Below are 24215 nucleotides of genomic sequence, written 5' to 3'. Positions count from 1 at the left end.
GTTCCGGACAGCGCTCGGTTCAGCTGACGCTGACGAGGTCCACGACGAAGATCAGGGTCTCGCCCGGCTTGATCGCGTTGCCGGCGCCACGGTCGCCGTACCCCAGGTGCGGGGGGATGACCAGCTTGCGGCGGCCGCCGACCTTCATGCCCTGGACGCCGGTGTCCCAGCCCTGGATGACCTGGCCGACGCCGAGCTGGAACGCCAGCGGGGCGCCGCGGTTGTACGACGCGTCGAACTCCTCGCCGGTGGAGTGGGCCACGCCCACGTAGTGCACATTGACCCGCGAACCGGCCTTCGCCTCGTCGCCGTCGCCAACGGTGATGTCGGTGATCTCGAGATCCGCCGGGGGCGGACCCTCCGGAAAGTCGATCTCTGGCTTCTCAGTCATACCTTCCAGCTAACCAGATCGTCAGTCGAGAATCTGGCGCAGGGTGGTGGCGAACTCCTCCGGCTTGCCCGGCTGGCCGTATTCGTTACCGAGGAAGCCGCCGTGGCCGCTGGGGAACGTGACCGGCTCGAGCCCGAGCCGCTCCGCCGCAGCCTTGCCGCCGCGGGCAGCCATCTGATTGCCCGACTCCTCGCCGACACCGATGACGATCCGCTCCTTCGCCTTGGCCAGCGCGTCGAAGTCCGGCTGGTACGACGTGCAGCCGCGAAGGTTCTGCCCGAGCAGCGCGTCGTTGCGGGAGCCGTCGTCCTCGGTCGGCAGGCCGAACATGGCCGGATCCGGTGCCGGCTGCTGCGTGTAGTCGGCCGGGACCTCGCCGTCGTACCCGACGAAGGCGATGAACTTCGCCATGCCGGCGCCCATGCCGTCGCGCTGGTACGTCGCGTACATGTCGGCGACCACGGCCAGGGCGGCCTCGCTGTCGGGGAGGATCGCGGCCAGCGGCGGCTCGTGGGCGACCAGGGTGTTGATCAGGTCGGGGCGCTTCGCGGTGAGGGCCAGCGCGTTCACCGCGCCGCCGCTGCTGGCGAAGATGTCGACCGGGCCGGCGTCGAGGTGCTCGATGATCGCGGCGAGGTCGGCGGCGTGGTCGTCCGGGGACAGCTCGGTGATCTCACCGGTGCGGACGCTCCGCTCGACGCCGCGCGGGTCGTACGTGACGACAGTGCGGTCGGCGAACTGCGAGGCCAGGGTCGGGAATCCGCTGGCGCCCATCGGCGAGCCGATCATCAGCAGCACCGGGCGGTTCGCCAGGTCGCCGCGAACGTCGTACGTCAGCGTGGCTCCGGGCACGTCGAGCGTCTGGGTCACAGGCTCTGGCATCACAGCTCCTCTGCGGGGTCGGACTCGTGATCGAGAGCCTAGACCGCTCCGGCTGCACGGAACAGGAACTCAAGGTGCACTATTGTCGCACTCTGTGATCACTCGGCTCGCTGTGTTGGCCGGCCTGGCGGCGGTCCTGACGTCGGCTGTCGCCGTGGCAGCGCCGGCCGAGAACTATGCGCAGTACTCGTTGATGTTCGAGAAGTCGGCCGGGCAGTACTACGCCGGCGGCACGGCGGCAGGCCAATGGGCCTGGATGCCGCTGAGCGCCACCGAGTCCGACATCTCCTGGGGCGATCCCAAGGCCTGGCCGCCGAAGTCCGCCGAGCACTTCATCCACGACGGCGACTGGGTCCTCCTGGACGGCTACAACGACGGCGCCGGCCGACCACTGACCCAGATCCAGCGCGTCACCAGCGAAAAGCTGGGCGACGCCAATTGCAACGACCTGAAGCCGATCCCGTCCGCGGGCGGCCGTCAGCACTACGTCCGATGGACCATCCCCACCACCGGCTACTGCCTCGACGCCACCGGCACCATCAAGCCCCCCAACGGCTCCACCACAGTCACCTTCCGCCACCTACAGAAGTGGCTCCCACCCCACCCCTGCAACAACCCGTACTACAAGTCCCAAACCTGCATAACGCAGTACGAACAGTGGTGGGACAACAACCAGCACCCGTACGCCCTGCAGCTGACCCGCACAGTCGAACTGGCCCGCGGCCTGGGCATGGCCTTCACCAACCACACCACCGTCCCCCTCACCTGGAACGCCGACGGCCGCTACTACTGGCACTACTGACGCTGCGCGGGTCGGACCAGTCCGGAGTACACGCTAGGCTGATCGCCCGTGAAGGTTTTGGTGATCGGGTCCGGTGGGCGTGAGCATGCACTGGCCTGGGCGTTGACGCAGGACCCCGAGGTCGAGCAGGTGGTGGCGGCTCCGGGGAATCCGGGGATCGCGGCGCTGCGGCCCGCGCACGACGGGCAAACGATCGTTTGCCGGTCGATCGATATCGAGGACCACGACGCTGTCCTCGCGCTGGCACAGGAGATCGAGGCGGACCTGGTCGTGGTCGGACCGGAGGCGCCGCTCGTCGCCGGACTGGCCGACCCGCTGCGGGACGCCGGGTTCGCGGTGTTCGGGCCGTCCGGGGAAGCCGCGCAGATCGAGGGGTCGAAGGCGTTCGCGAAGGACGTGATGGCTGCCGCGAGCGTGCCGACCGGGCGTGCGTACGTGTGCACGACGCCGGAGGAGGCTGCGACCGCGATCGACGCGTTCGGTCCGCCGTACGTCGTGAAGGACGACGGGCTCGCCGCGGGCAAGGGGGTTGTGGTCACCTCGGACCGCGAGGAGGCGCTCGCGCACGCGGCGCAGTGCGGGCAGGTGCTGATCGAGGAGTTCCTGGACGGCCCCGAGGTCTCGCTGTTCGCGATCACCGACGGCACCACGGTGCTGCCGATGCAGCCGGCGCAGGACTTCAAGCGCCTGGCCGACAACGACGAAGGCCCGAACACCGGCGGCATGGGCGCGTACACACCGTTGCCCTGGGCACCGGACGACCTGGTTGCCGAGATCACCGAGAAGGTCCTGCAGCCGACCATCGACGAGCTCCGCCACCGCGGTACGCCGTTCAGCGGTCTCCTGTACGCCGGTCTCGCGCTGACCTCACGCGGTGTCCGCGTGATCGAGTTCAACTGCCGCTTCGGCGACCCGGAGACGCAGGCGCTGCTGCCGATGCTGAAGACCCCGCTCGGCGGTCTCCTGCTCGCGGCCGCCACCGGCAAGCTGGCCGACCAGGGCGACCTGAGCTGGCGCGACGCCGCATCGGTCGCGGTGGTCGTCGCCGCGAAGAAGTACCCGTCCAGCCCGCGCAAGGGCGACCCGATCGCAGGCGTCGAGCAGGCCGAGAGCGACGACGTCCGCGTCTTCCACGCCGGTACGGCGCTCGACGACGAAGAGCTTGTCACGTCCGGCGGCCGCGTACTGGCGGTCAGCGCCGTCGGCAAGGACCTCGCCGAGGCCCGTCAACGCGCATACGCCGCCGTCGGCCAGATCCGCATCAAGGGCTCCCAGCACCGCACCGACATCGCCCTCAAGGCCGAACGCGGCGAGATCACGCTCTGACAACTCCCCTCCACCCCCGGCCTGTGAGAAAGTCATACGCTCGAGGGAACCGGATCAATGGGTCGGGGGTGTAGGTGGTTATGGAGACGGAGGGGCTGCGGGAGTTCTACCGCGCGCACCAGCCACGGCTGGTCGGGGTGATCTCGTTGCTCACCGGGTCGCGGGCCGAGGCGGAAGACATCGTCCAGGAGGCGTTCGTCCGGCTGGTGCCCCGGTGGCAGAAGGTCTCGCGGTACGACTCTCCGGAGGCCTGGGTGCGCCTGGTCGCCGTACGGCTTGCCGCGAACCGGCACCGTGACGGCAACCGGTTCACGCAACTGTTCCACCGGCTGCCGGCGGAACACGTCCCGGACCCCGCCGACAGGTACGCCGGTGATCTCGAGCAGGCCCTCGCCGGCCTGCCGATGCCGACCCGGCAGGTCGTCGTCCTCCATTACGTCTGTGACCTGAGCGTGGCTCAGGTGGCGGACACGCTCGGGATCGCGGAAGGCACGGTCAAATCGCGCCTGTCCCGCGCCCGGGACGCCCTGTCCGATTCATTGCTGTTGAGGAGTGACGACCATGCCTGATCTGCAAGAGGACCTGCAGGCCCTGGCGGACCGCAAGGCTGCCGATTCCGCCGGTGACTTCGACTCCGTCCTGACCGCGGCCCGTTCCCGCAAGCGCCGCCTGACCGCCGGCCTGACCGTGCTCGGTGCGGCCGTCGTGGTCGGCGCCGTCGCGGTCGTCCCCACGCTCCGGCCGGCGCACGACGCGCCTGTAGCCGACAGCCCGGTCCCGACGAACATGATCGCGCCGCCCGAGGTGTCCGTCCAGCCGAACCCGGCGCCCGTCGAGAAGGCCGGTCCGCTCACGCTGACCTCGGCGAAGGCACTGGTCGCCGGTGGCCAGGTCGTCGCGTCGTTCCCGGACAAGCAGGTCCGGCACGTGACCTTCACGCTCGCGTCGGCGGCCAAGCCGGACGTGCCGCTCTACACGCTGGTGGCCAAGGTGCCCGGCGACGCGTCCACGCCGTACTCGATGAAGGTGAACCCGGGTGAGTCCGGGATCGCGATCCCGCAGTACACCGGCGCCGGGCCGTACACGCTGGCCCTGCCGAAGGGGCTCGCCGCCGGTTCGTACCAGGTGTGCACCCTGTCCGGCGCCAAGCTCTGTGGTCTGGTGACCGTCAAGTAGTAGCCGTCTGGGAGAATGGGGCTCGTGACCAAGCCCCTGATCCCCAACGTTCTCGCCGCGCGCTACGCCAGTCTGTCGATGGCGGAGCTGTGGTCACCGGAGCACAAGATCGTGCTCGAGCGGAAGCTCTGGGTCGCGGTGCTGAAGGCCCAGAAGGAGCTCGGGGTCGACGTTCCGGACGGGGTCGTCGAGGACTACGAGCGGGTGATCGACCAGGTCGACCTGGCGTCGATCGCGGCCCGGGAGCGGGTCACGCGGCACGACGTGAAGGCGCGGATCGAGGAGTTCAGCGCGCTCGCCGGGCACGAACACATCCACAAGGGGATGACGAGTCGTGACCTGACCGAGAACGTCGAGCAGCTCCAGATCCGCGCCGGCCTCGAGCTGGTCCGCGACCGCGCGGTGGCAACCGCCGTACAGCTCGGTCAGAAGGCGGCCGAGCACGCGGCGCTGGTGCTGACCGGCCGCTCCCACAACGTCGCCGCGCAGGCGACCACGCTGGGCAAGCGGTTCGCTTCGGCCGCGGACGAGCTGCTGGTCGCGATCGCGCGGATCGAGGAGCTGATCGAGCGGTATCCGCTGCGCGGCATCAAGGGCCCGGTGGGTACGTCGCAGGACATGCTCGACCTGTTCGGCGGCGACGCGACCAAGCTGGCCATGCTGGAGACCACGATTGCGCAGCACCTGGGCTTCAGTCACACGCTCACGAGCGTCGGCCAGGTGTACCCGCGGTCGCTCGACTACGAGGTCGTCTCCGCGCTAGTGCAGCTGGCCGCCGGGCCGTCGAGCCTGGCGACCACGATCCGGCTGATGGCCGGGCACGAGCTGGTCACCGAAGGCTTCAAGGAGGGCCAGGTCGGCTCTTCGGCGATGCCGCACAAGATGAACACCCGGTCATGCGAGCGGGTCAACGGACTCGCCGTCATCCTCCGCGGGTACGCGTCGATGGCGGGGGAGCTGGCCGGCAACCAGTGGAACGAGGGCGACGTCTTCTGCTCCGTCGTACGGCGGGTCGCGCTGCCGGACGCGTTCTTCGCGCTGGACGGGCTGTTCGAGACGTTCCTGACCGTCCTGGACGAGTTCGGGGTGTATCCGGCCGTCGTGTCGCGCGAACTTGAGCGGTACCTGCCGTTCCTGACCACGACCAAGGTCCTGATGGCCGCGGTCAAGAACGGCGTCGGCCGGGAGACCGCGCACGAGGTGATCAAGGAGCACGCGGTCGCGACCGCGCTCGACCTGCGCAAGGGTCTGGCCGGCAACGACCTGTTCCAACGCCTCGGCGCCGACGGCCGGCTCGGCCTCACCGAGGAGCAGATCGTCGGCATCGTCGGCGAGCCGCTGACGTTCACCGGCGCGGCCGTCGCCCAGGTCGGAGCGGTCGTCGCGAAGATCGACGACCTCGCGAAGCGCTACCCGGAGGCCGCCGCCTACACCCCGGGTGACATCCTCTAACCCGTGTTCGCACCGCTCACCTGGTTCCTGGTTGCGCTGTCGCTCGCCGCGGCGGTGTTCGCCGTCGTACTCGCGGCGCGCGACAAGCGGATCAACTGGACATTGCTCGGCATGCTCGGGGTGATCGAGGTCGCGCTGGTGGCGCAGCTGGTCGTCGGCATCGTGCAGCTGAGTGGGACCGACCGGGACGTCTCCGGGCCGTTCTTCATCGGCTACCTGATCGGCTCGCTGATCATCCTGCCGATCGGGGCGTTCTGGGCGCTGGCCGAGAGCAGCCGCTGGGGTGCCGGCGCGCTGGCCGTCGCCTGCGTCGTGATCCCGATCCTCGAGCTCCGGCTGTACGACGTGTGGACGGCCTGACATGACCGATCCCGCAGCGACCAAGCACGGCCCGGGCCGGATCCTGATCGCGGTGTACGGCGTGTTCGCGCTGGCCGCGACCGCCCGCGCCGGCGTACAGATCGCGACGAAGTTCAGCGACGCCCCGATCGCCTACGTGTTGTCGGCCGTTGCCGCGATCATCTACTGCGCGGCGACGTTCGCGTTGGCCAAGGCAACGAACGTGTCCCGCAAGGTCGCCACGACAGCGATCGCGATCGAGCTGATCGGCGTCCTCGCGATCGGCGCGTTCAGCTACGCCGTACCGGACGACTTCCCGGATGCGACCGTGTGGTCGCACTTCGGGCAGGGCTACGGGTTCGTGCCGGTGGTGCTGCCGGTACTCGGACTGCTCTGGTTGCGTCGCACTCGGTAACTGCCAGGAAACTGCCAGCCACACGCAGGGGCTGCCACAGGTTCGCCGGACAGCATCGGTGACATGCAGATTCCAGGTCATCCTCGGGTCGAGATCGTCGTACCCGTCAAGAACGAGGAGAACGACCTCGGACCGAACATCAGACGGTTGCGGGAGTTCCTCGACACCGCTTTCCCGTTCCCGGCCGAGGTCTGCATCGCGGACAACGGAAGTACGGACGCGACATATGAGATCGGCATGCTGCTCGCGAGCGAGCTGCCCGGGGTCCGGATCGTCCGGCTCGAGCAGTCCGGCCGCGGCCGCGCGCTGAAGCAGGTCTGGTCCGCGAGCAGCGCCGAGGTGCTCGCGTACATGGACGTCGACCTGTCCACCAACCTGAACGCCCTGCTCCCGCTGGTGGCGCCGCTGCTGGCCGGGCACAGTGATGTTGCCATCGGCACCCGGTTGGCGAAGAGCTCGCGGGTGGTCCGGCGGCCGAAGCGCGAGTTCATCTCGCGCTCGTACAATCTGTTGCTGCGGGCAACCTTGAGTGCGCACTTCTCGGACGCGCAGTGCGGGTTCAAGGCGATCCGTGCCGATGTCGCGCACGAGCTGCTGCCGCTGGTCGAGGACACCAGCTGGTTCTTCGACACCGAGCTGCTGGTGCTGGCCGAGAAGGCCGGGCTGCGGATCCACGAAGTACCGGTGGACTGGGTCGACGACCTCGACTCCCGGGTCGCGATCGCGAAGACGGTCGGCGAGGATCTGCGGGGGATCGCTCGGCTGATGCGCAGCCGCGTCGACCTCGAGCCGGTCCGGCAGAAGTACGGCCGCCCGCGGATCCTCGATCCTCGTACGGCGATGGCGGCCCGGGTACTGCGTTTCTGCGCGGTCGGCGTGCTGAGTACGGCGGCGTACGCGCTGCTCTATCTCGTGCTGCGCCAGGGCATGCCGGCCCAGGTGGCGAACCTGCTGGCGCTGCTGATCACGGCGGTCGGCAACACCACGCTCAACCGCCGGATCACGTTCGGCGTACACGGCGTCGAAGGTCGCTGGCGGCATCAGCTGCGCGGCCTGGTTGCCTTCGGCATCGGCTGGAGCCTGACCGCGGCGTCGCTCTGGCTGTTGCACACGGCAATCGCCGCTCCGCACCAAGCGGTGGAGATCACCGTGCTGACCATCGCGAACCTGGCCGCCACCGTGGTCCGGTTCAGCCTCTTCCAGACGTGGGTCTTCGACGACGACGCGCCTACCTTGCCCGCCTTCGAACCCCCTGCGGTTCTCGACCAGACCCGGAGCAATTGATGACTACCCTGACCGACCCCGTCGAGGCGACGCGGCCGCGGGCGATCAGTACGCAGTACACGCTGGGCCGGGACAAGGTCCTGTACGGCGGGCTGCTGGCGCTGACCGCGATCGCGTACCTGTGGGGACTGTCCAAGAACGGCTACGCCAACGAGTACTACGCGGCCGCCGTGCAGGCCGGGTCGACGAGCTGGAAGGCCTGGTTCTTCGGGTCGTTCGACTCGTCGAGCTTCATCACCGTGGACAAGACCCCCGGGTCGTTGTGGGTGATGGGGTTGTCCGCGCGGATCTTCGGCTTCAACAGCTGGAGCATGCTGGTGCCGCAGGCGCTGATGGGCGTCGCGAGCGTCGGTTTCGTGTACGTGTCGGTACGTCGGTGGTTCTCCGCGAACGCCGGGCTGCTGGCCGGCGCGATCCTCGCGGTGACGCCGGTCGCGGTGCTGATGTTCCGGTTCAACAACCCGGATGCGCTGCTGATCCTGCTGCTCTGCGCGGGTGCCTGGGCCGTGACGCGGGCGATCGACTCGGTGAAGCACTCGGCGCGGTGGATGATCCTGGCGGGTGCGCTGGTCGGGTTCGGGTTCCTGACGAAGATGCTGCAGGCGTTCCTGATCCTGCCGGCGTTCGGGCTGGCGTACCTGGTGGCCGGGAAGCCGGCGCTCGGGAAGCGGCTGATCCACCTCGTGCTGGCGACGGTCTCGCTGATCGTGAGTGCCGGCTGGTGGGTCGCGATCGTCGAGCTGCTGCCGGCTTCGGCGCGGCCGTACATCGGCGGGTCGTCGAACAACAGCATTCTCGAGCTGACGCTCGGGTACAACGGGCTTGGCCGGTTGAGCGGCAACGAGACCGGTTCTGTCGGCGGCGGTGTCGGCAACCCCGGCTGGGGTGGCGCGACGGGCCTGCAGCGGCTGTTCGGTGGTGAGTTCGGGTCGCAGATCTCCTGGCTGATGCCGGCTGCACTGCTCGCGACCGTCGTACTGATCGTCGCTGCGGGCAAGGCGCCGAGGACGAACAAGACTCGCGCTTTCGCCTTGCTGTGGGGCGGATGGCTCGTCGTCACCGGGCTGGTGTTCAGCTACATGCAGGGCATCATCCACCCGTACTACATGATCGCGCTCGCGCCGGCCTTCGGTGCCGTGATCGGTGGAGCGATGTCGATCCTGTGGCGGCGCCGGGCCGAGTGGTTGCCGCGGGCAACTCTTGCTGGCGGCGCGCTGTTGACTGCGGGGTGGAGCTTCGCGTTGCTGAACGGGACTCCGACCTGGCACCCGTGGCTGCGTTGGATGGTGCTGATCACCGGTGTGCTGGCGGCCGGGTTGGTGCTGCTGCTGCCGGAGCTCACGCTGCATCGGACGGCGGCTCGACGCGCCGGGATCGCGGCTGCGGCGGTGCTGGCATTCAGCGCGCTGGCGGGACCGACGGCGTACTCGTTGGACACCATCAGTACGGCGCACGCGGGAGCGATTCCGACGGCTGGTCCGGGCGGGATGGGTGGAATGGGCGGCGGACGTGGTGGCTTTGCGGGCGGGCGGATGGGTACTCCGCCCGGGCAGACCGGGACTGGTACGACGGGGCAGCCTGGGACTACTACCGGGGGTGGAATGCCTGGTGGTGGGTTCCTTGGTGGGGGCGGGACCAGCGGAGTCTCGAGTGAGCTGGTGACGCTGCTGCAGCAGGGCGCGAAGGGGTACACCTGGGCCGCCGCCTCGGTGACCGCGAACGGTGCCGCGCCGCTGCAGATCGCGTCCGGCGAGCCGATCATGGCGATCGGTGGCTTCAACGGGACCGACCCGGCGCCGTCGCTGGCCGAGTTCAAGCAACTGGTTGCCCAGGGCAAGATCCACTACTTCATCGGTGGTGGCGGAATGGGTGGCGGCTTCGGCGGCCGCGGTGGGACCTCGAACGAGATCTCCACCTGGGTCTCGGAGAACTTCACCGCCCAGACCGTCGGCAGCACCACCGTGTACGACCTCTCCACCGGAACAGGAGCATGAATATGACGCAACCCCAAGAAGCCCAGTGGCAAGCCGCCCGAGCGGCCCAGGCCGGGCCTGCACCGCAGCCGCCGACCTCGCCGCAACCGCCGACAGAACCTGCAGCGGAGGCAACTCCAGGTACGAAGCGGCCCAGCAACGTGATGCTCGCCGGGGCCGGGTCTGTGCTTGCGGTGCTGGCTTTCCTTGGTGGGATGGCCGTCGGGCACTCGTGGGACGGGACGAGCACCCAGCAGAACCAGTTCGGTGGGCCAGGTGGCTTCGGCCGCGGATTCCAGGGACAGGGCAACGGTCAGGGAACCGGGCAAGGCACAGTCCCCGGCCAGGGTCAAGGGCAGGGAACCACCGGTCAGGGCCAGGGAACCCAGCAGGGTCAGGGAACGCTTCCAGGGCAGGGAACCCAGCAAGGGCAGGGGACGACGCAGAACGGGTGAACCTGACTTGAAGTAGGCAGCCCGGCGGGTCATGAGCGGACACTCGGCCCGCCGGGCGTTGTTTCTGGACGATCGTCAAGCGGTAAGACGACACGCGGAATGGTTCACCGGCCCACGGGGTGGGGTAGGGATGGGGGCGTGGAATGGTCGAACGTCACCTGGTTCCTGACTGCGCTCGGCGCGGTCGTCGTCCTGATCACGCGCGTCCGGCTCGGTGGAACGGTGGTGGACGGCACCGCTCACGGCGCCGGCCGGCACGGGTTTTCTGCTGCCCTGTTGCGGTTGCACACCGTCGTGGGTGTGATCACGCTGCTCGGCTGGGTCGTTGCCCTGGTCACCGGTCGGCGGGAGATCGCGTTCGTGATGCTGGCCGGGTGGTGGTTGCTGACCGTCATCGGACTGTTGCTTCTGGCCCGTTGGTTGCCGAGTGGAGGCAAGCATTCCGAGGACACGCAGAGTGATGCGTGGGGCTCCGGCGCGGGCCTGTCCGTCCTCGGCCACGTCGGCATGCTGGTCGGCGTCTGCTACTTCACCTTCGTCACGATCACCGATCGCCTGTGAGCCCTGCGATCAGGGCCACGACAGAACGCCGTACGGCGGCCTCGAACGCTTCTGGTGAGAGCGTTGCGCCCGCGCCCGCGACGCGGTCGTACATCAACCCGTCCATCATCGCGGCCACCGGCCACGCCGCCGCCTCCGGCTCGGGTACGCCGAGCCCGTCGAGCAACTGCGCGAGCATCGCGCGCAGTTGCAGCCCGCCCTCGGTGATCGCCGCCCGTAGTTCGGGCTGACGACTCGCCTCCAACGACAACTCGTACCGCGCGACCAGATCGTCCGGCCGATCGCGCGCCATCCCTGCCGTCATCCCGATCAACAGCTCGACCGGATCCGCGCCGGCCGGTGGCATCGCGCTCACGTCCCGGGTGAGCATCCGGCTCACGCACGCTGTGAGCAGAGCGTTCCGGGTGCGCAAGTAGTACGACGTCGATCCCGGCGGCAGGCCGGCCTCGGTGTCGACCGCGCGGTGGGTCAGCCCGCGCAGGCCGCGCGTCGCGACCAGATGGATCGCGGCGTCGGCGATGGCGTCCTGGCGATCCGCACCTCGCGGAACCTGCTTCGTCACGCCGGTCAGTCTCGCACTTCCCAACCAAACTCTACAGATGTAGAGTCAGGTTCATGAGTACGGCGATCGTGGTCGGAGCGGGTATCGGAGGGGTTACGGCTGCTGTCGCGCTGCAACGGTGCGGCTGGCAGGTCACAGTGCTGGAGCGTGCTCCCGAGCTTGGTGAGGTAGGGGCCGGTATCTCGGTCTGGCCGTCGGCGGTCGCTGTGCTCGAGGAGCTCGGGGTGAAGGGCGTCGAGAAGGCGTCGGTGCAGTCGAAGCCGGCCGGCATGCGCAGGCCCGACGGCCGCTGGGTCGTCAGTGCGGCCGAGCTCGGCGTCGAGCTGCCGGTGATGATCCACCGGGCGCAGTTGCACGACCTGATCACGGCCGAGTTCGGTCCGGCCATCACAGTTCGGACCGGATACGAAGTACGGACCGTCACCCAGGACGCGGACGGCGTCACGGTCAACGGTGAGCTTCACGCCGATCTCGTGGTCGCCGCGGACGGGATCCGGAGCGTGGTGCGGGGAGCGTTGTACCCGCAGTACAAGGGCCCGCGGTACTCCGGGTTCTCGGCGTACCGCGGGATCGCGGATGTGGAGCTGGACGACGGCGGTGGGGAGACCTGGGGCCGTGGGCAACTGTTCGGGTTCGCGCGGCTGATCGACGGGCGGTACTACTGGTACGGGACGGCGAACCAGCCGGCCGATGCGGCGAGTGAGCCGACCGTGTTCAAGAGCTGGCACGATCCGATCCCGAGGCTGATCGCCGGCAGCGAGAAGGTGCTGCAGAACGACATCTACGACCTGACGCTGCCGCTGGTCCCGTTCGTCCAGGGCGGGATCGTCCTGCTCGGCGACGCGGCCCACGCGATGACGCCGAACCTCGGCCGCGGCGCGTGCTCTGCGATCGAGGACGCCGGTGCGCTGGCGCGGCACCTGCAGGCGAGTGAGCTCAATCAGGCGTTGACGGCGTACGACGCCGAACGGCGACCCGCGACGACCAAGCTGGTCAAGCGGTCGCGGGGTCTCGGCCGGCTCGCGCAGGTCGAGAATCCGCTGGTGTGCGGGCTCCGTGACGGCCTGTTCGCGCTAGGGGGCAAGGTAATGGCGCTGCGCGCCCGCAAGTAGGCTCGCGGCTGTGATCACTACGCCGCAGGCGCCGGAGATCCCCGGCGCGAAGCACATCCACTCCGGCAAGGTCCGGGACCTGTACGAGCTGGAGTCCGGCGATCTGCTGATGGTGGCGAGCGACCGGATGAGCGCGTTCGACTGGATCCTGGAGTCGCTGATCCCCGACAAGGGGAAGGTGCTCACCGCGATGAGCCTGTGGTGGTTCGAGCAGCTGGACGTGCCGAACCACATCATCTCCACGGATGTGCCGGCCGAGGTCGCGGGCCGCGCGGTGGTGTGCGAGAAGCTGGCCATCTACCCGGTCGAGTGCGTGGCGCGTGGCTACCTCAGCGGCACCGGCCTGCTCGACTACAACGCCACCGGTGCCGTCTGCGGCATCCCGCTGCCGGACGGCCTGGTCGAGGGCTCCCGGCTGGACGACCCGATCTTCACCCCGGCGACCAAGGCGGAGCTCGGCGAACACGACGAGAACGTCTCGTACGACGCGGTGGTGGCAACCGTCGGCGCGGACACCGCGTCGACGCTGCGGGACACCACCCTGGAGATCTACGCGTGGGCGCGGTCGATGGCCGAGGATCGCGGGATCATCCTGGCGGACACGAAGTTCGAGTTCGGCGCCCGCGCGGACGGGACGCTGGTGCTCGCCGACGAGGTGCTCACCCCGGACTCGAGCCGCTTCTGGCCGGCCGACCAGTGGTCCCCGGGCAAGCAGCAGCCGTCGTACGACAAGCAGATCGTCCGCGACTGGTTGCAGTTCGAGTCCGGCTGGGACCGTACGTCGGGGGAGGCGCCGCCGCCGCTGTCCGACGAGGTGATCGAGCGCACCAGGGCGGCGTACATCAACGCCTACGAGCAGCTGACCGGCCGTAAGTTCGACGCTTAGAACGCGCTGACGCCCAGCGCGAGCAGGATGAAGCGGGCACCGCGGCCGGCCAGCACCGACAGGGTGAAGACCACGGTCCGCATCCGCGAGGCGCCGCCGATCAGCGCCACGCCGTACAGCGGTGGGACGCCGACGAAGGCGCTCAGCAGCGTCACCGGGATGCCCCAGCGGCTGTCGCTCATCGCGTCCAGGAGGCGTTTGGTGACGTCGCGGTTCCACTGGATGAACCGGCCCCGGCGGGTGTCCAGGTTGACCGGCTTGGGTTCCTTGGTCTTGCGGGCCGCGTAGCCGGGGCGGTACCGGACGGCGAGGAACATCGCGACCTTGCCGATGGTCTGGCCGACGGAGATCCCGGCCGCGGCGACGACCGGGTTCAGGGCATGGGTGGCACCGACGGCGAGGACGTACGTCTCGGCATTCATCACCGGTACGACGGCGGACCCGATGCCGAAGCCCACCGCGAGTACCAGTTGCCACACCCACATGACTCCGAGGCTATGCGCCATTGCGGCCATTCCCACGCATCTCAGGCCCACCTTCGGGGGTAGACCAGGGTCCACCCCCTCATCGCGGGTTGCCCGGGGCGGCGAGCCAGCGGCCGCAGAGGATCATGATCAGGCGGTACGACGAGACCACCTTGACGACGAGCGCGGCGATCGCGACGACGTACGGCAGCCACTGCGCGCCGGTGTGGCCGGCCACGACCAGCGAGACCACCACGGCGCCGGTGTTCAGGGCCTTGGCCGGCTTGGACCAGTTCCAGAGGAAGATCGGCCGGTCGACCTTGTAGAAGTAGTTCGGGCTGAGCATCCACGGCCAGAGCAGGAACGAGAACGTCAGCATCGTGTCCAGTACGCCGAACTGGGCCAGGTAGATCGCCAGCGGGCCGATCGTCTCCGGATACGTCGCCATGAACGCGGCCGCGAGCAGGAACGAGCAGGCCCGGTCGCAGACGATGTCGAACACCGCGCCGGACAGCGACTCCTCGTTCCGCTTACGGGCGACCCAGCCGTCGAGACTGTCGCCGAACCAGTACGAGAAGTACCCGAGCACCAGCCAGGCCAGGTCGCCGGTACGGAACGCGAAGGTGGCGACCGTCATCGCGATCAAGGTCCGGACCAGGGTGATGCGGTTCGGCAGGCCCAACAGCAGCGCAGGCCGGACCGCTAAAGGGGTCGTGCTCATGCGGCCCTCAGATTCTCGGGATCCAGTGCGTCCCGGAGTTGGTTGCGAAGGAGGTAACCGGCGGCCATGCCGCCGAGATGGCCGAGCAGCCAGCCGCCGGCCGTGAGGGCAGCCGCGATCAGCAGCGTGCCTGGCTCGAATGGATCGACCGCGCCGCCGACCACGCGACCGAGGCCGATCAGGGTGCCGAGCAGCAGACCGGTCGCAAGCGCCGGTGCGGCGACCGCAGTCAACTGGCGGCGGATCACCCGGCGCAGGAACGCCAGGTCCACGCCCAGTGCGGTCAGGCTGGCGAACTGGCGACGATGGTCGACCAACTGGTCCGCGACACCGACGATCAGCGCAGCCATCGCGGTCAGCGCGACCAGGGCGAGTCCGGCGATCGTCAGCCCGAAGCCAGTGGTGTAGAACGCGGCATTGCCACCCCGGTCGTTCACGGCGTGGACTCCGGCGATCGCGTTGGCCATGGTGCCGACGAGAAAGCCGCAACAGCCCAGCAGCATGCAGATGCGGGACGCCGGGCGCGAGTCGGTGACCAGTCGCAGGCCGGTCAGCATGTACGCCGGATCGCTCGACCGCTGCAGCCGCAGCCCGACGGCGCGGATCCACAACGCCGACATGCTGAGGAAGAGCAGTGCGATCCCGGCGAGCGCGATCGTCGACGCGATATAGCCCAGGTACCGCGAGGTCGCCAGACCGATCACGATCAGCACCGGCCCGGCGATGATGCCCGTACGACGCTGCGCCGCGGTCTCCGGCGTGGACGGCAGAGGACCGTCCCGGTGCAACAGACTGCCGATCACCGCACCAGCTGCCGTCATCGCAATCACCACGGGGATCCACAGAGCTGCGTCCAGCACCTCCGCGCCAGGCAGGATCCGGGCCATCCGGGGGAGTGCGCCGAACAGCAGGCTGAGCAGCAGGTACGCCGGTCCGGCGAGCAGTCCGCCGACCAGCCCCGCGATAGCTGCATCGGTCACGGTCAGCTGGCGCAGCTGCTTGCGAGAGGCACCTGCCAGTCGCAGCGCGTCCAGTCGCCGTTCGCGTGCCGCCGTACCCAGGCGCAAGGCCTGCACTGCGAGGCCTCCGGTGAGTACGGCGAGAATGATCAGGATCGCGATCAGTCCGGAGCGGAGGCCGGGCTCGGCGACGTAGTTGCTGTAGATGTCTTCGCTCAGCGGGCCCTTGCCCAGGCGCGCGATGCGCAACGCGCCAAGCAGTAGAGAGCCGCTGAGTGCCAGGGTCGCAGTGGCTAGCTTGACCCGGCTGCGGTCGGCCAGCGTCCGCGAGCGGGACAGCTGCACCAGCGTCTCGAGCGTCATCCGAGCGACACCTCGTGCTGGATCAGGCCGTCGCGCAACCTGATCTCCCGGTCCGCCGACGAGGCGACGACGTTGTCGTGCGTCACCATCAGCAGCGCAGCGCCGCGGTACCGGGCCGCCTGCAGCAGTACGTCGAGCAGCTCCTGCCCGGCGCGGCTGTCCAGACTGCCGGTCGGCTCGTCAGCGAGTACCACGGACGGTCCGGTGACCAGTGCGCGCGCCAACGCGGCACGCTGCGTCTGGCCGCCGGACAGCTCGGACGGAACCGCGTCGGCGTCGTCGGCGATCCCCACCTGATCCAGCCAGTGCCGCGCGGCCACGTGGGCTTCGCCGCGCTCGTGGCCGTCCAGCAGGAGCGGCAGCGCCACGTTGTCGATCAGCGGCAGCTCCGGCACCAGCTGCCCGAACTGCAGCACGATGCCGACCTTCGTACGTCGGAGCGCCGCACGCTGCTCCTCCGGCAGAGTGGTCAGGTCCTGACCGTCCACCCGGACCACGCCCGCGTCGGGGGTGAGGATGCCGGCCGCACAGTGCAGCAGGGTGGACTTGCCGCAGCCGCTGGCCCCGGTGACCGCTACTACCTCACCTGGCTTGAGCTTGAGGCTGACTCCGCGGAGCGCAGTGTTCCGCCGGTACGAGTACTCGACGCCCTCCAGCTCCAGCACTGGTTGTCCACTCATCTGTGAGCCCCCCTTTGCTCTGAGATGCGGTCCAAGGCGCTGTCCAGCCAGCGCAGGTCGGCGTCGAGATGGGCCACGATGTACTCGCGGACCAGTGGTGAGGTCGGGTCGTCGTCGGCAGGCGTCTCGCGCAGCTCGCGGATCCGGCGCAGGTGGCTGGCGCGCTGGCGGGCGAGAAAGCCGGCCGCGTCCCCGCCGGTGCGGATCGCCGCCACGAGCTTCCGCAGTACCTCGTCGGCGCTGCCCCAGGCCGGTGGGACCGGGTCGGTGAGCCAGTCGGCCAGGTGGTCGCGGCCCTTGCTGGTGAGCGCGTAGACGGTCCGGTCGGGGCCGCCGCCGGATGTCTTGTCGACCACCTCGACCAGGCCGTCGCGCTCCAGTCGCCCCAGCGTCGTGTACACCTGGCCGAAGGCCAATGGCCGGCTGTCGGGGAACCACGCGTCATGGCCGCGCTTCACGTCGTACCCGTGGGCCGGGCCGGCGGACAGTAGCCCTAACACGAGCTCTGCGGTGGCCATATCGGTGACTATACACTGCGTGTATGTACTGAGTGAATAGTCTCGGATGCGGCATTCTGGTGCTCGCTCGGTAGGATTCAGGCGTCACCCCGGAACGAACCTGGAGTAGTCAGTGGCTCGCGTTGTCGTCGACGTCATGCTCAAGCCCGAGATTCTCGACCCGCAGGGCAAGGCGGTGCACGGCGCGTTCAGCCGGCTCGGCTTCGACGGCGTGGCCGACGTCCGGCAGGGAAAGCGCTTCGAGATCACCCTGGACGGTGAGGCGACCGAGGAGCGGGTCGCCGAGATCCGCAAGGCCGCGGACACCCTGCTGGCCAACCCGGTGATCGAGGACTACACGCTGCACGTGGAGAACGGACAGTGAAGATCGGGGTCGTCACCTTCCCGGGTTCGCTGGACGACGCGGACGCCCGGCGGGCCGCCGCGGTGGCCGGTGCCGAGGCGGTCGCGCTCTGGCACGGTGATGCGGACCTGCACGGCGTGGACGCGGTCGTCCTGCCCGGCGGCTTCTCGTACGGCGACTACCTGCGCGCCGGTGCGATCTCCCGGTTCGCCCCGGTGATGGAGACCATCATCAAGAAGGCCGGCGAGGGCCTGCCGGTGCTGGGGATCTGCAACGGCTTCCAGGTGCTGTGCGAGTCGCACCTGCTGCCCGGTGCGCTGATCAAGAACCACCACCGCAAGTTCATCTGCAAGGACCAGCCGCTGCGGATCGAGAACAACCGCACCGCCTGGACCAGCGACTACGACGCCAACCACGAGATCACCATCGTGCTGAAGAACCAGGACGGTTCGTTCGTCGCCGACGAGGCGACGCTGGACCGGCTGGAGGGCGAGGGCCGCGTCGTCGCCCGCTACCTGGACGAGAACCCGAACGGCTCGTACCGCGACATCGCCGGGATCACCAACGAGCGCGGCAACGTGGTCGGCCTGATGCCGCACCCCGAGCACTGCGTCGAGACACTCACCGGCCCGACCACGGACGGCCTGGGCTTCTTCACCTCGGTGCTGAAGGCCGTCGTCGCCTCCTGATGAGCCTGACAGGGGTGCGGTCGCTCCTGGCCCGCACCCTCTTACTGGCGGCGGCGGTCGTCCTGGCCGGCACTGGTACGGCGGCTGCACAACCCAATGACCTGATGGCGAAGGTCGTGGTGATCGGCGTACCGGGGCTGAGCTGGAGTGACGTGCAGGCTTCGCCGGAGCTGACCGCGTTGGTGAATCAGTCGCATGTCGGATCGATCTCGGTGAAGACGGCCGGGCCGCACACCTGTCCGGTCGACGGGTGGCTGACGATCAGCGCCGGTACGCGTGCCTGGGGCAACGTTCCGGACCAGCCGTGTGGTGACCTGCCCGCGGTCACCGACGGCAAGATCGCCGGCTGGCAGTCGTACGTCGACCGCCAGGCCGAGCACCACACCGGCGCTCCCATCGGCCGCCTCGGCATCAGCCGCGACCGGATCTGCGGATTCGGCCCAGGCGCAGCGATCGCCGTAGCGAAGCCCGACGGCACCGTTGCCAACTGGAGCCCCGACTTCGACGCCTCCAAGCTGGCCAGTACTGCGTGTGGCGACGCGATCGTCGATGCCGGCGCCATGCCGCTCCGCGAAGGACGCGAGGAAGCACGCAAGCATGTAGCCGATCTGGTGGCGCAAGCCAGAGCCGCAGGTGGCTGGGTGCTGCTCGTCGGAGTCGGCCAGGAGACCGCCGACGCACACCAGCAGACGCTGGTGGCGATGCAGCTCCCTCCGGACAACGGTCCGCGCTGGCTGACCAGCGACTCGACCCGCCGCCCCGGCATGATCCAGCTGACCGACATCACCGCCACCGTCCTGCGTGGTGAGGCCAAGCCGGTCGACCCAGCCGGTTCCGAGAAGGCGGGTCCGCTCGACGGCGCGGAGATCCACTTCACCGGCGGCCTGCACACCGATGCCGAAGCAGTGATCGAGGACCGCCTCGACGCCAACCAGCGGTTCGAGCAGCCGCGGCCGGTGTTGTTCGTGGTGGCGTTGACGATCGTCGGCGCCGAGGTGCTCGCCCTGGTGTGGTTCCTGATCAGGCGCAGCCCGGCGTCCCGTCGTACTGCCGTGTTTACGCTGCTCATGCAGGGCGGGTTCTTCATCGCTGTCTTCCTGGCGCAAGCGACGCTCTGGTGGCGGTGGCCGTCGCCCGGATTCTCCTTGTACGCCGTGACGATCGGCATCAGCGCTTTGTCCGCAGTCCTGGCGCAGGTGTTCCTGAAGCGGTACGCGTACCTCGGGCTCGCGTTGGCGGCGTACCTGCTGCTGTTGGTCGACGGAGTGCTCGGTACGCCGATGCAGGTCGGCAGCATGTTCGCCGACGGGCCTGTGATCGGTGGGCGGTTCTACGGCTTCGGCAACTCGACCTTCGCCACGTTGGCGGTCGGTGCGCTGATCACGGCCGGCTGGGCCGCGCAGAAGCTGATCGACAAGAGCAGGGTGCAGGCCGCACTCGCAGTACTGGTCATCGGCGGTGCTGCGATCGTCGTGGACGGCAAGCCGGGCTGGGGTACAGACTTCGGCGGCATCATCGCGCTGACCCCGGCCGTGCTGCTGATGGCCTGGTTGACCTGGAAGGGCACCATCTCGCTGCGCGCGCTGATCGGCGTGGGCGTTGCCGGCGTACTGGCGGTGTCGTTGGTCGCCTTCCTCGACTACCTGCGTCCGCCCGAGCAGCGCAGCCACTTCGGCACGTTCGTCGCGCGGCTGCTCGACGGCGACGTCAGCGACGTACTCATCCGCAAGCTCCAGATGGCGGTCCAGTTCTTCAGCGGACCGGCCGGCTGGGGGATGCTCGTCGGAGTCATCCTCTGCATGCTGGCGACAGTCCTGCCGGACCGGGTGCCCTCGGAGTCCTACCGCGAGTTCTACCGCAGCCTGCCGATGGTCCGGCCCACGCTGCTGGCCATGTCGACCTGTGGTCTCGTCGGCATGCTGTTGAACGACGCCGGGGTCGCACTGCCCGCGATCATGATCGGCTTCGCCCTCCCACTGCTGGTGGCTCATCTCATGGCTTCCCGGCAGCCCGCTACCGTTTCACCTGAGTCCCACCTAGTGCAGGAGTCCTAACGTGTCCACCGACACCGTCAGCAATGCCACCAACACGCCTGAGGTCGAGCAGCCGTGGGCTGAGCTCGGACTGAAGCCGGACGAGTACCAGCGGATCCGGGACATCCTGGACCGGCGTCCGACCAGCTGTGAGCTGGCGATGTACTCGGTGATGTGGAGCGAGCACTGCTCGTACAAGTCGTCCAAGGTGCACCTGAAGCGGTTCGGCGAGATCCCGCAGGAGACGCCGACCGGGAAGATGCTGGCCGGTATCGGTGAGAACGCCGGCGTGATCGACATCGGCGAGGGGTACGCCGTCACGTTCAAGGTCGAGTCGCACAACCACCCGTCGTACGTCGAGCCGTACCAGGGTGCGGCGACCGGCGTCGGCGGCATCGTCCGCGACATCATCGCGATGGGCGCCCGTCCGGTCGCAGTGATGGACCCGCTGCGCTTCGGCCCGCTGGACGCTCCGGACACCAAGCGGGTGCTGCCGGGCATCGTGTCCGGCGTCGGCGGCTACGGGAACAGCCTCGGCCTGCCGAACATCGGCGGCGAGGTCGTCTTCGACCCGACGTACCTGGGCAACCCGCTGGTGAACGCGCTCTGTATCGGCGTGATGCGGCACGAGGACCTGCATCTCGCGAACGCGACCGGCGTCGGCAACCAGATGATCCTGTACGGCGCCAAGACCGGCGGTGACGGCATCGGCGGCGTGTCGGTGCTGGCGTCGGAGACGTTCGCCGAGGGTGGTCCGACCAAGCGGCCGGCGGTCCAGGTCGGCGACCCGTTCATGGAGAAGCTGCTGATCGAGTGCACGCTCGAGCTCTTCGCCGCGAACGTGGTCGAAGGCATCCAGGACCTCGGCGGCGGTGGCCTCTCCTGTGCGACCTCGGAGCTCGCCAGCGCGGGCGACGGCGGCATGCGGGTCTCGCTGGACAAGGTGCCGCTGCGGGACGCGTCGCTGTCGCCCGAAGAGATCCTGATGAGTGAGTCGCAGGAACGGATGATGGCCTGCGTCACCCCGGAGAACGTCGAAGAGTTCCTGAAGATCTGCGCGAAGTGGGACGTCCAGGCCGATGTGATCGGTGAGGTGACCGACACCGGGCGGCTGGAGATCGACTGGCACGGCGAGCGCGTCGTCGACGTACTGCCGGAGACCGTCGCGCACGAGGGTCCGGTCTACAACCGCCCGTACGCGCGGCCGGACTGGCAGGACGCGCTGCAGGCCGACGGTGCCGAGAAGTTGCCTCGGGCAAGCAGTGGCGCGGAGCTGCGGGACACCCTGCTGCGGTTGGTCGCCTCGCCGAACCTCTGCGACAAGTCGTGGGTGACGGACCAGTACGACCGGTACGTGCTCGGCAACTCGGTGCTCTCGCAGCCCGAGGACAGCGGGATGATCCGGGTCGACGAGACCAGCGGTCTGGGTGTCGCGGTCTCGACCGACTGCAACGGACGGTTCGCCAAGCTCGACCCGTACACCGGCGCGAAGCTGGCGCTGGCCGAGTCCTACCGGAACGTGGCCACCACAGGTGCCCGGCCGGCAGCAGTGACGGACTGCCTGAACTTCGGCTCGCCGGAGGACTCGGGCGTGATGTGGCAGTTCACCGAGGCGATCCGCGGTCTGGTCGACGGCTGCATCGAGCTCGGCATCCCGGTCACGGGCGGCAACGTGTCGTTCTACAACCAGACCGGCGAGACGCCGATCCTACCGACCCCGGTAGTCGGTGTGCTCGGTGTGATCGACGACGTCACCCGCCGTACGCCGATCGGGTTCACGGCCGAGATGGAGGGTCACCAGCTGTACCTGCTCGGTGAGACCGAGGAGGAGCTGTCCGGCTCGGAGTGGGCGAACGTCATCCACGGTCACCTCGGCGGTCGCCCGCCGGCGGTCGACCTCGAGGCCGAGAAGCAGTTGGCCGACATCCTGATCAATGCGTCGCGCGACGGGCTGATCGACGCGGCGCACGACGTCAGCGACGGCGGTGTCGCACAGGCGCTGGTCGAGTCCGCGCTGCGCGGCGGTGTCGGTGCGCGGGTGTGGGCGCCGGACGGGCTCGACCCGTTCCTGTTCCTGTTCGCGGAGTCGGCCGGGCGCGCAGTGGTCGCCGTACCGCGGACCGAGGAGGTGCGGTTCACCGACATGTGCACCGCGCGCCGTTTCCCGCACGCCAAGATCGGCGTGATCACCGGCGACGCCCTCGACGTACAGGACCAGTTCGAGGTCCCGCTGAGCGAACTGCGTAGGGCGTGGACGGCCACGCTGCCGTCCGTCCTGAACTAAGCCCCTGGTGCTCCTCCGGTCGTCTGGCACACTCGGTGGGGACGAGTGAGGTGATGGATGGCAGAGCGGCGGCCGGTGAAGCCGGGGGAGCTGATGGGCCTGGCGGCTGCGGCCGGCCAGGAGGCTCGGGCTGCGGCGGCTCGGCGGCGGATGGCTCAGATCCGGCTGACGGACGAGGAACGCCGGGTCGCCACCGATGAGTTGGCGGAGCAGTTCGCGGTCGGGCGGCTGGACGAGCTGGAGCTGCATCGCCGGGTCGATCTGCTGAACGACGCGGTGACGCATGGCGACCTCCAGCCGATCTTTGCCGGGTTGCCGGCGCCCTCGTTGTACAAGCCGCCGGAGCGGAAGCCGGGGAAGTGGCGGTGGGCCGGGTTCGCCGCGGCCGCTTGGCTGGCGGTGCCGTTCGTGCTGACCGGGCTGCTGTTCATGGTGTTCGGCCGGGAGATCGCTGCGGCGATCTTCGGACTGCCGGCGCTGGCGTGGACGTTCTACGCGTACCGATGGGCATCGCGTCCGGCCCGGGAGGAACGCCGGCGGTCAGGGTCCTAGCGTCGACTCGCGTGTGACCAGCTGGGCCGGGAGTTCGAGTACGCCGTGGTGTGGCGTGCCTGCGATCGCTTCCAGCAGCAGGGAGGCGGCGCGGCGCCCCAGGTCCTCGAGGCGGAGGTCGACGGTCGTGAGCGGCGGCCTGCTGGCCAGGGCCATCACCGGCCAGTTGTCGTAGCCGGTGACGGCGATCTCGTCGGGCACTGAGCGGCCGAGCTCGCGGAGACGGTCGCAGACGCCGCGGGCGATCTGGTCGCTGCCGCAGGTGATTGCGTCCGGGTGCTGGCGCAGTACCAGGTCTGTGGCTTGGCGACCCCAGCGTTCGGTCCACTCGCCGAACAGCGGCTCGGTGCAGAGGGCAGTAGCGACGGCTTCGGCGCGCTCGGCGGCCGACCGGTGGTGGGCCGGGCCGGTGATGTGGGCGATGCGGGTGCGGCCGAGTCCTTGTAGGTGCGTGATCGTGGCAGCTGCGCCGGCTGCGTCGTCGACGATGACCGAGGCGTCCGCCGGATTGGTCGACGCGGCTAGTGCGTAGACGACAGGCAGCGGTACGTCGATCGGCGGCCGCGGCTCGGTGCGTCGACCGGTCACGACGATGCCGTCGACTCCACGCGCGACCAGTGCGCGCAGGTAGCTCTGCTCGCGCAGTGGATCGTCGCGGGTGTCGCACAGGACGGTCGCCAGCTCGCCTGCGCTGAGTACGTCCTCGACACCGCGCATGATCGGGATGCTGAAACGGCCCGAGCTGTCCGTGGTCAGCAGGGCGACGGTGTACGTCCGGCCGGACGAGAGCGCGCGGCCGCGGGCGTCCGGCGTGAATCCGAGCTGCGCGGCGGCCCGCCGTACCCGATCTCTCGTCTCCTGGCTCAGCTGGCCGGTGTTGTTCAGCGCCTTCGAGGCCGTCCCGGCGGACACACCGGCCAGCGCGGCAACGTCGGTGATCCGCACGCCTGGCCTCTTCATCGCGTTTCCTTCCGTTCTCCGGCGGGAGCTTAT

The 24215-nt window shown here is 69.0% G+C and carries 27 protein-coding genes; 18 read left to right on the top strand and 9 right to left on the bottom strand.

Annotation, left to right across the window (positions count from 1 at the left end):
* Positions 1–19: 19 nt before the first annotated feature.
* Positions 20–391, bottom strand: a complete 372-nt coding sequence (locus ACFWUU_RS39465; protein ID WP_137256290.1) for an FKBP-type peptidyl-prolyl cis-trans isomerase — start codon at positions 389–391, stop codon at positions 20–22.
* Positions 392–412: 21 nt separating this feature from the next.
* On the bottom strand, positions 413–1273 hold the full coding sequence (locus tag ACFWUU_RS39460) for an alpha/beta fold hydrolase (RefSeq protein WP_380183672.1): 861 nt from the start codon (positions 1271–1273) through the stop codon (positions 413–415).
* A 94-nt stretch (positions 1274–1367) separates the two neighbouring features.
* Between ACFWUU_RS39460 and ACFWUU_RS39455 the strand changes: the two genes are divergently transcribed.
* The 11 genes from ACFWUU_RS39455 (at position 1368) to ACFWUU_RS39405 (ending at position 11056) form a co-directional block, all read left to right on the top strand.
* Positions 1368–2075, top strand: coding sequence for a hypothetical protein (locus ACFWUU_RS39455; RefSeq protein WP_380183670.1), 708 nt, complete (start codon positions 1368–1370; stop codon positions 2073–2075).
* 48 nt (positions 2076–2123) lie between these two features.
* Positions 2124–3401 (top strand): phosphoribosylamine--glycine ligase, encoded by a 1278-nt coding sequence (purD, locus tag ACFWUU_RS39450; protein ID WP_380183668.1) that lies wholly within the window; start codon positions 2124–2126, stop codon positions 3399–3401.
* A gap of 80 nt (positions 3402–3481) precedes the next feature.
* The gene (locus ACFWUU_RS39445; RefSeq protein ID WP_130442519.1) at positions 3482–3970 is read left to right on the top strand and encodes a SigE family RNA polymerase sigma factor; all 489 of its coding nucleotides are present in this window, start codon (positions 3482–3484) and stop codon (positions 3968–3970) included.
* Positions 3963–4577, top strand: coding sequence for a hypothetical protein (locus tag ACFWUU_RS39440; protein ID WP_137256294.1), 615 nt, complete (start codon positions 3963–3965; stop codon positions 4575–4577). The genes ACFWUU_RS39445 and ACFWUU_RS39440 overlap by 8 nt, the downstream gene beginning before the upstream one ends.
* A 15-nt stretch (positions 4578–4592) precedes the next feature.
* Complete coding sequence (purB, locus tag ACFWUU_RS39435) at positions 4593–6029, top strand: adenylosuccinate lyase (protein WP_380183666.1); 1437 nt, start codon at positions 4593–4595, stop codon at positions 6027–6029.
* 3 nt (positions 6030–6032) lie between these two features.
* The gene (locus ACFWUU_RS39430; protein ID WP_380183664.1) at positions 6033–6389 is read left to right on the top strand and encodes a hypothetical protein; all 357 of its coding nucleotides are present in this window, start codon (positions 6033–6035) and stop codon (positions 6387–6389) included.
* 1 nt (position 6390) lies between these two features.
* A complete protein-coding gene (locus tag ACFWUU_RS39425; protein ID WP_380183662.1) occupies positions 6391–6783 on the top strand; it encodes a hypothetical protein in 393 nt (130 codons plus the stop codon).
* Between the two features lie 63 nt (positions 6784–6846).
* Entirely contained in the window at positions 6847–8067 is a 1221-nt protein-coding gene (locus tag ACFWUU_RS39420; RefSeq protein WP_380183660.1) for a glycosyltransferase, read from the top strand.
* Positions 8067–10061, top strand: a complete 1995-nt coding sequence (locus tag ACFWUU_RS39415; RefSeq protein WP_380183658.1) for a glycosyltransferase family 39 protein — start codon at positions 8067–8069, stop codon at positions 10059–10061. Before ACFWUU_RS39420 ends, ACFWUU_RS39415 begins: the two co-directional genes overlap by 1 nt.
* A 2-nt stretch (positions 10062–10063) precedes the next feature.
* Positions 10064–10495, top strand: a complete 432-nt coding sequence (locus tag ACFWUU_RS39410; protein ID WP_380183656.1) for a hypothetical protein — start codon at positions 10064–10066, stop codon at positions 10493–10495.
* 138 nt (positions 10496–10633) lie between these two features.
* Complete coding sequence (locus ACFWUU_RS39405; RefSeq protein ID WP_137256301.1) at positions 10634–11056, top strand: hypothetical protein; 423 nt, start codon at positions 10634–10636, stop codon at positions 11054–11056.
* Here ACFWUU_RS39405 and ACFWUU_RS39400 read toward each other — a convergent pair.
* On the bottom strand, positions 11040–11618 hold the full coding sequence (locus tag ACFWUU_RS39400) for a TetR/AcrR family transcriptional regulator (RefSeq protein WP_380183654.1): 579 nt from the start codon (positions 11616–11618) through the stop codon (positions 11040–11042). The genes ACFWUU_RS39405 and ACFWUU_RS39400 overlap by 17 nt on opposite strands.
* 53 nt (positions 11619–11671) lie before the next feature.
* Here ACFWUU_RS39400 and ACFWUU_RS39395 point away from each other — a divergent pair, with 53 nt between their 5' ends.
* Both ACFWUU_RS39395 and ACFWUU_RS39390 read left to right on the top strand, forming a co-directional pair.
* Entirely contained in the window at positions 11672–12730 is a 1059-nt protein-coding gene (locus ACFWUU_RS39395) for an FAD-dependent monooxygenase (RefSeq protein WP_380183652.1), read from the top strand.
* Positions 12731–12740: 10 nt separating this feature from the next.
* On the top strand, positions 12741–13616 hold the full coding sequence (locus ACFWUU_RS39390; protein ID WP_137256304.1) for a phosphoribosylaminoimidazolesuccinocarboxamide synthase: 876 nt from the start codon (positions 12741–12743) through the stop codon (positions 13614–13616).
* Here the strand turns inward: ACFWUU_RS39390 and ACFWUU_RS39385 are convergent.
* From ACFWUU_RS39385 to ACFWUU_RS39365, 5 genes are all read right to left on the bottom strand, one after another.
* The gene (locus ACFWUU_RS39385) at positions 13613–14101 is read right to left on the bottom strand and encodes a hypothetical protein (RefSeq protein WP_380183650.1); all 489 of its coding nucleotides are present in this window, start codon (positions 14099–14101) and stop codon (positions 13613–13615) included. The genes ACFWUU_RS39390 and ACFWUU_RS39385 overlap by 4 nt on opposite strands.
* Before the next feature lie 79 nt (positions 14102–14180).
* Positions 14181–14801, bottom strand: a complete 621-nt coding sequence (locus ACFWUU_RS39380) for a CDP-alcohol phosphatidyltransferase family protein (RefSeq protein WP_380183648.1) — start codon at positions 14799–14801, stop codon at positions 14181–14183.
* On the bottom strand, positions 14798–16123 hold the full coding sequence (locus ACFWUU_RS39375; protein WP_380183646.1) for an FtsX-like permease family protein: 1326 nt from the start codon (positions 16121–16123) through the stop codon (positions 14798–14800). Before ACFWUU_RS39375 ends, ACFWUU_RS39380 begins: the two co-directional genes overlap by 4 nt.
* Entirely contained in the window at positions 16120–16803 is a 684-nt protein-coding gene (locus ACFWUU_RS39370) for an ABC transporter ATP-binding protein (protein WP_380183644.1), read from the bottom strand. The genes ACFWUU_RS39375 and ACFWUU_RS39370 overlap by 4 nt, the downstream gene beginning before the upstream one ends.
* The gene (locus tag ACFWUU_RS39365) at positions 16800–17321 is read right to left on the bottom strand and encodes a PadR family transcriptional regulator (protein WP_137256309.1); all 522 of its coding nucleotides are present in this window, start codon (positions 17319–17321) and stop codon (positions 16800–16802) included. The genes ACFWUU_RS39370 and ACFWUU_RS39365 overlap by 4 nt, the downstream gene beginning before the upstream one ends.
* Positions 17322–17433: 112 nt before the next feature.
* Between ACFWUU_RS39365 and purS the strand changes: the two genes are divergently transcribed.
* Genes purS through ACFWUU_RS39340 form a run of 5 tightly spaced genes read left to right on the top strand, consistent with a single transcriptional unit; the run spans position 17434 to position 23222 of the window.
* Complete coding sequence (purS, locus tag ACFWUU_RS39360) at positions 17434–17685, top strand: phosphoribosylformylglycinamidine synthase subunit PurS (RefSeq protein ID WP_380183642.1); 252 nt, start codon at positions 17434–17436, stop codon at positions 17683–17685.
* Entirely contained in the window at positions 17682–18353 is a 672-nt protein-coding gene (purQ, locus tag ACFWUU_RS39355) for a phosphoribosylformylglycinamidine synthase subunit PurQ (RefSeq protein ID WP_137256310.1), read from the top strand. The genes purS and purQ overlap by 4 nt, the downstream gene beginning before the upstream one ends.
* A 14-nt stretch (positions 18354–18367) precedes the next feature.
* A complete protein-coding gene (locus ACFWUU_RS39350; protein WP_380183640.1) occupies positions 18368–20407 on the top strand; it encodes a hypothetical protein in 2040 nt (679 codons plus the stop codon).
* A 1-nt stretch (position 20408) separates the two neighbouring features.
* A complete protein-coding gene (purL, locus tag ACFWUU_RS39345; protein WP_380183638.1) occupies positions 20409–22670 on the top strand; it encodes a phosphoribosylformylglycinamidine synthase subunit PurL in 2262 nt (753 codons plus the stop codon).
* Between the two features lie 57 nt (positions 22671–22727).
* Entirely contained in the window at positions 22728–23222 is a 495-nt protein-coding gene (locus tag ACFWUU_RS39340) for a DUF1707 domain-containing protein (protein ID WP_380183636.1), read from the top strand.
* Here the strand turns inward: ACFWUU_RS39340 and ACFWUU_RS39335 are convergent.
* Positions 23211–24182, bottom strand: a complete 972-nt coding sequence (locus tag ACFWUU_RS39335; protein WP_380183633.1) for a LacI family DNA-binding transcriptional regulator — start codon at positions 24180–24182, stop codon at positions 23211–23213. The genes ACFWUU_RS39340 and ACFWUU_RS39335 overlap by 12 nt on opposite strands.
* Positions 24183–24215 lie beyond the last annotated feature (33 nt).

This window comes from Kribbella sp. NPDC058693 (genome assembly GCF_042715335.1).
GTDB lineage: Bacteria > Actinomycetota > Actinomycetes > Propionibacteriales > Kribbellaceae > Kribbella > Kribbella jiaozuonensis.
Note: the sequence above shows the minus strand (reverse complement) of the source record. Positions and strands in the feature narration are given on the sequence as shown.

Bases quoted from the DNA above. Each gene is read 5' to 3' on its own strand.
- purB (WP_380183666.1), top strand. From the start codon at position 4,593: ATGGGGCTCGTGACCAAGCCCCTGATCCCCAACGTTCTCGCCGCGCGC.
- ACFWUU_RS39465 (WP_137256290.1), bottom strand. From the start codon at position 391: ATGACTGAGAAGCCAGAGATCGACTTTCCGGAGGGTCCGCCCCCGGCG.
- ACFWUU_RS39335 (WP_380183633.1), bottom strand. From the start codon at position 24,182: ATGAAGAGGCCAGGCGTGCGGATCACCGACGTTGCCGCGCTGGCCGGT.
- ACFWUU_RS39340 (WP_380183636.1), top strand. From the start codon at position 22,728: ATGGCAGAGCGGCGGCCGGTGAAGCCGGGGGAGCTGATGGGCCTGGCG.
- ACFWUU_RS39410 (WP_380183656.1), top strand. From the start codon at position 10,064: ATGACGCAACCCCAAGAAGCCCAGTGGCAAGCCGCCCGAGCGGCCCAG.
- ACFWUU_RS39365 (WP_137256309.1), bottom strand. From the start codon at position 17,321: ATGGCCACCGCAGAGCTCGTGTTAGGGCTACTGTCCGCCGGCCCGGCC.
- ACFWUU_RS39385 (WP_380183650.1), bottom strand. From the start codon at position 14,101: ATGTGGGTGTGGCAACTGGTACTCGCGGTGGGCTTCGGCATCGGGTCC.
- ACFWUU_RS39375 (WP_380183646.1), bottom strand. From the start codon at position 16,123: ATGACGCTCGAGACGCTGGTGCAGCTGTCCCGCTCGCGGACGCTGGCC.
- ACFWUU_RS39415 (WP_380183658.1), top strand. From the start codon at position 8,067: ATGACTACCCTGACCGACCCCGTCGAGGCGACGCGGCCGCGGGCGATC.
- ACFWUU_RS39460 (WP_380183672.1), bottom strand. From the start codon at position 1,273: ATGCCAGAGCCTGTGACCCAGACGCTCGACGTGCCCGGAGCCACGCTG.
- ACFWUU_RS39440 (WP_137256294.1), top strand. From the start codon at position 3,963: ATGCCTGATCTGCAAGAGGACCTGCAGGCCCTGGCGGACCGCAAGGCT.
- ACFWUU_RS39395 (WP_380183652.1), top strand. From the start codon at position 11,672: ATGAGTACGGCGATCGTGGTCGGAGCGGGTATCGGAGGGGTTACGGCT.
- ACFWUU_RS39420 (WP_380183660.1), top strand. From the start codon at position 6,847: ATGCAGATTCCAGGTCATCCTCGGGTCGAGATCGTCGTACCCGTCAAG.
- ACFWUU_RS39380 (WP_380183648.1), bottom strand. From the start codon at position 14,801: ATGAGCACGACCCCTTTAGCGGTCCGGCCTGCGCTGCTGTTGGGCCTG.
- ACFWUU_RS39370 (WP_380183644.1), bottom strand. From the start codon at position 16,803: ATGAGTGGACAACCAGTGCTGGAGCTGGAGGGCGTCGAGTACTCGTAC.
- ACFWUU_RS39425 (WP_380183662.1), top strand. From the start codon at position 6,391: ATGACCGATCCCGCAGCGACCAAGCACGGCCCGGGCCGGATCCTGATC.
- ACFWUU_RS39445 (WP_130442519.1), top strand. From the start codon at position 3,482: ATGGAGACGGAGGGGCTGCGGGAGTTCTACCGCGCGCACCAGCCACGG.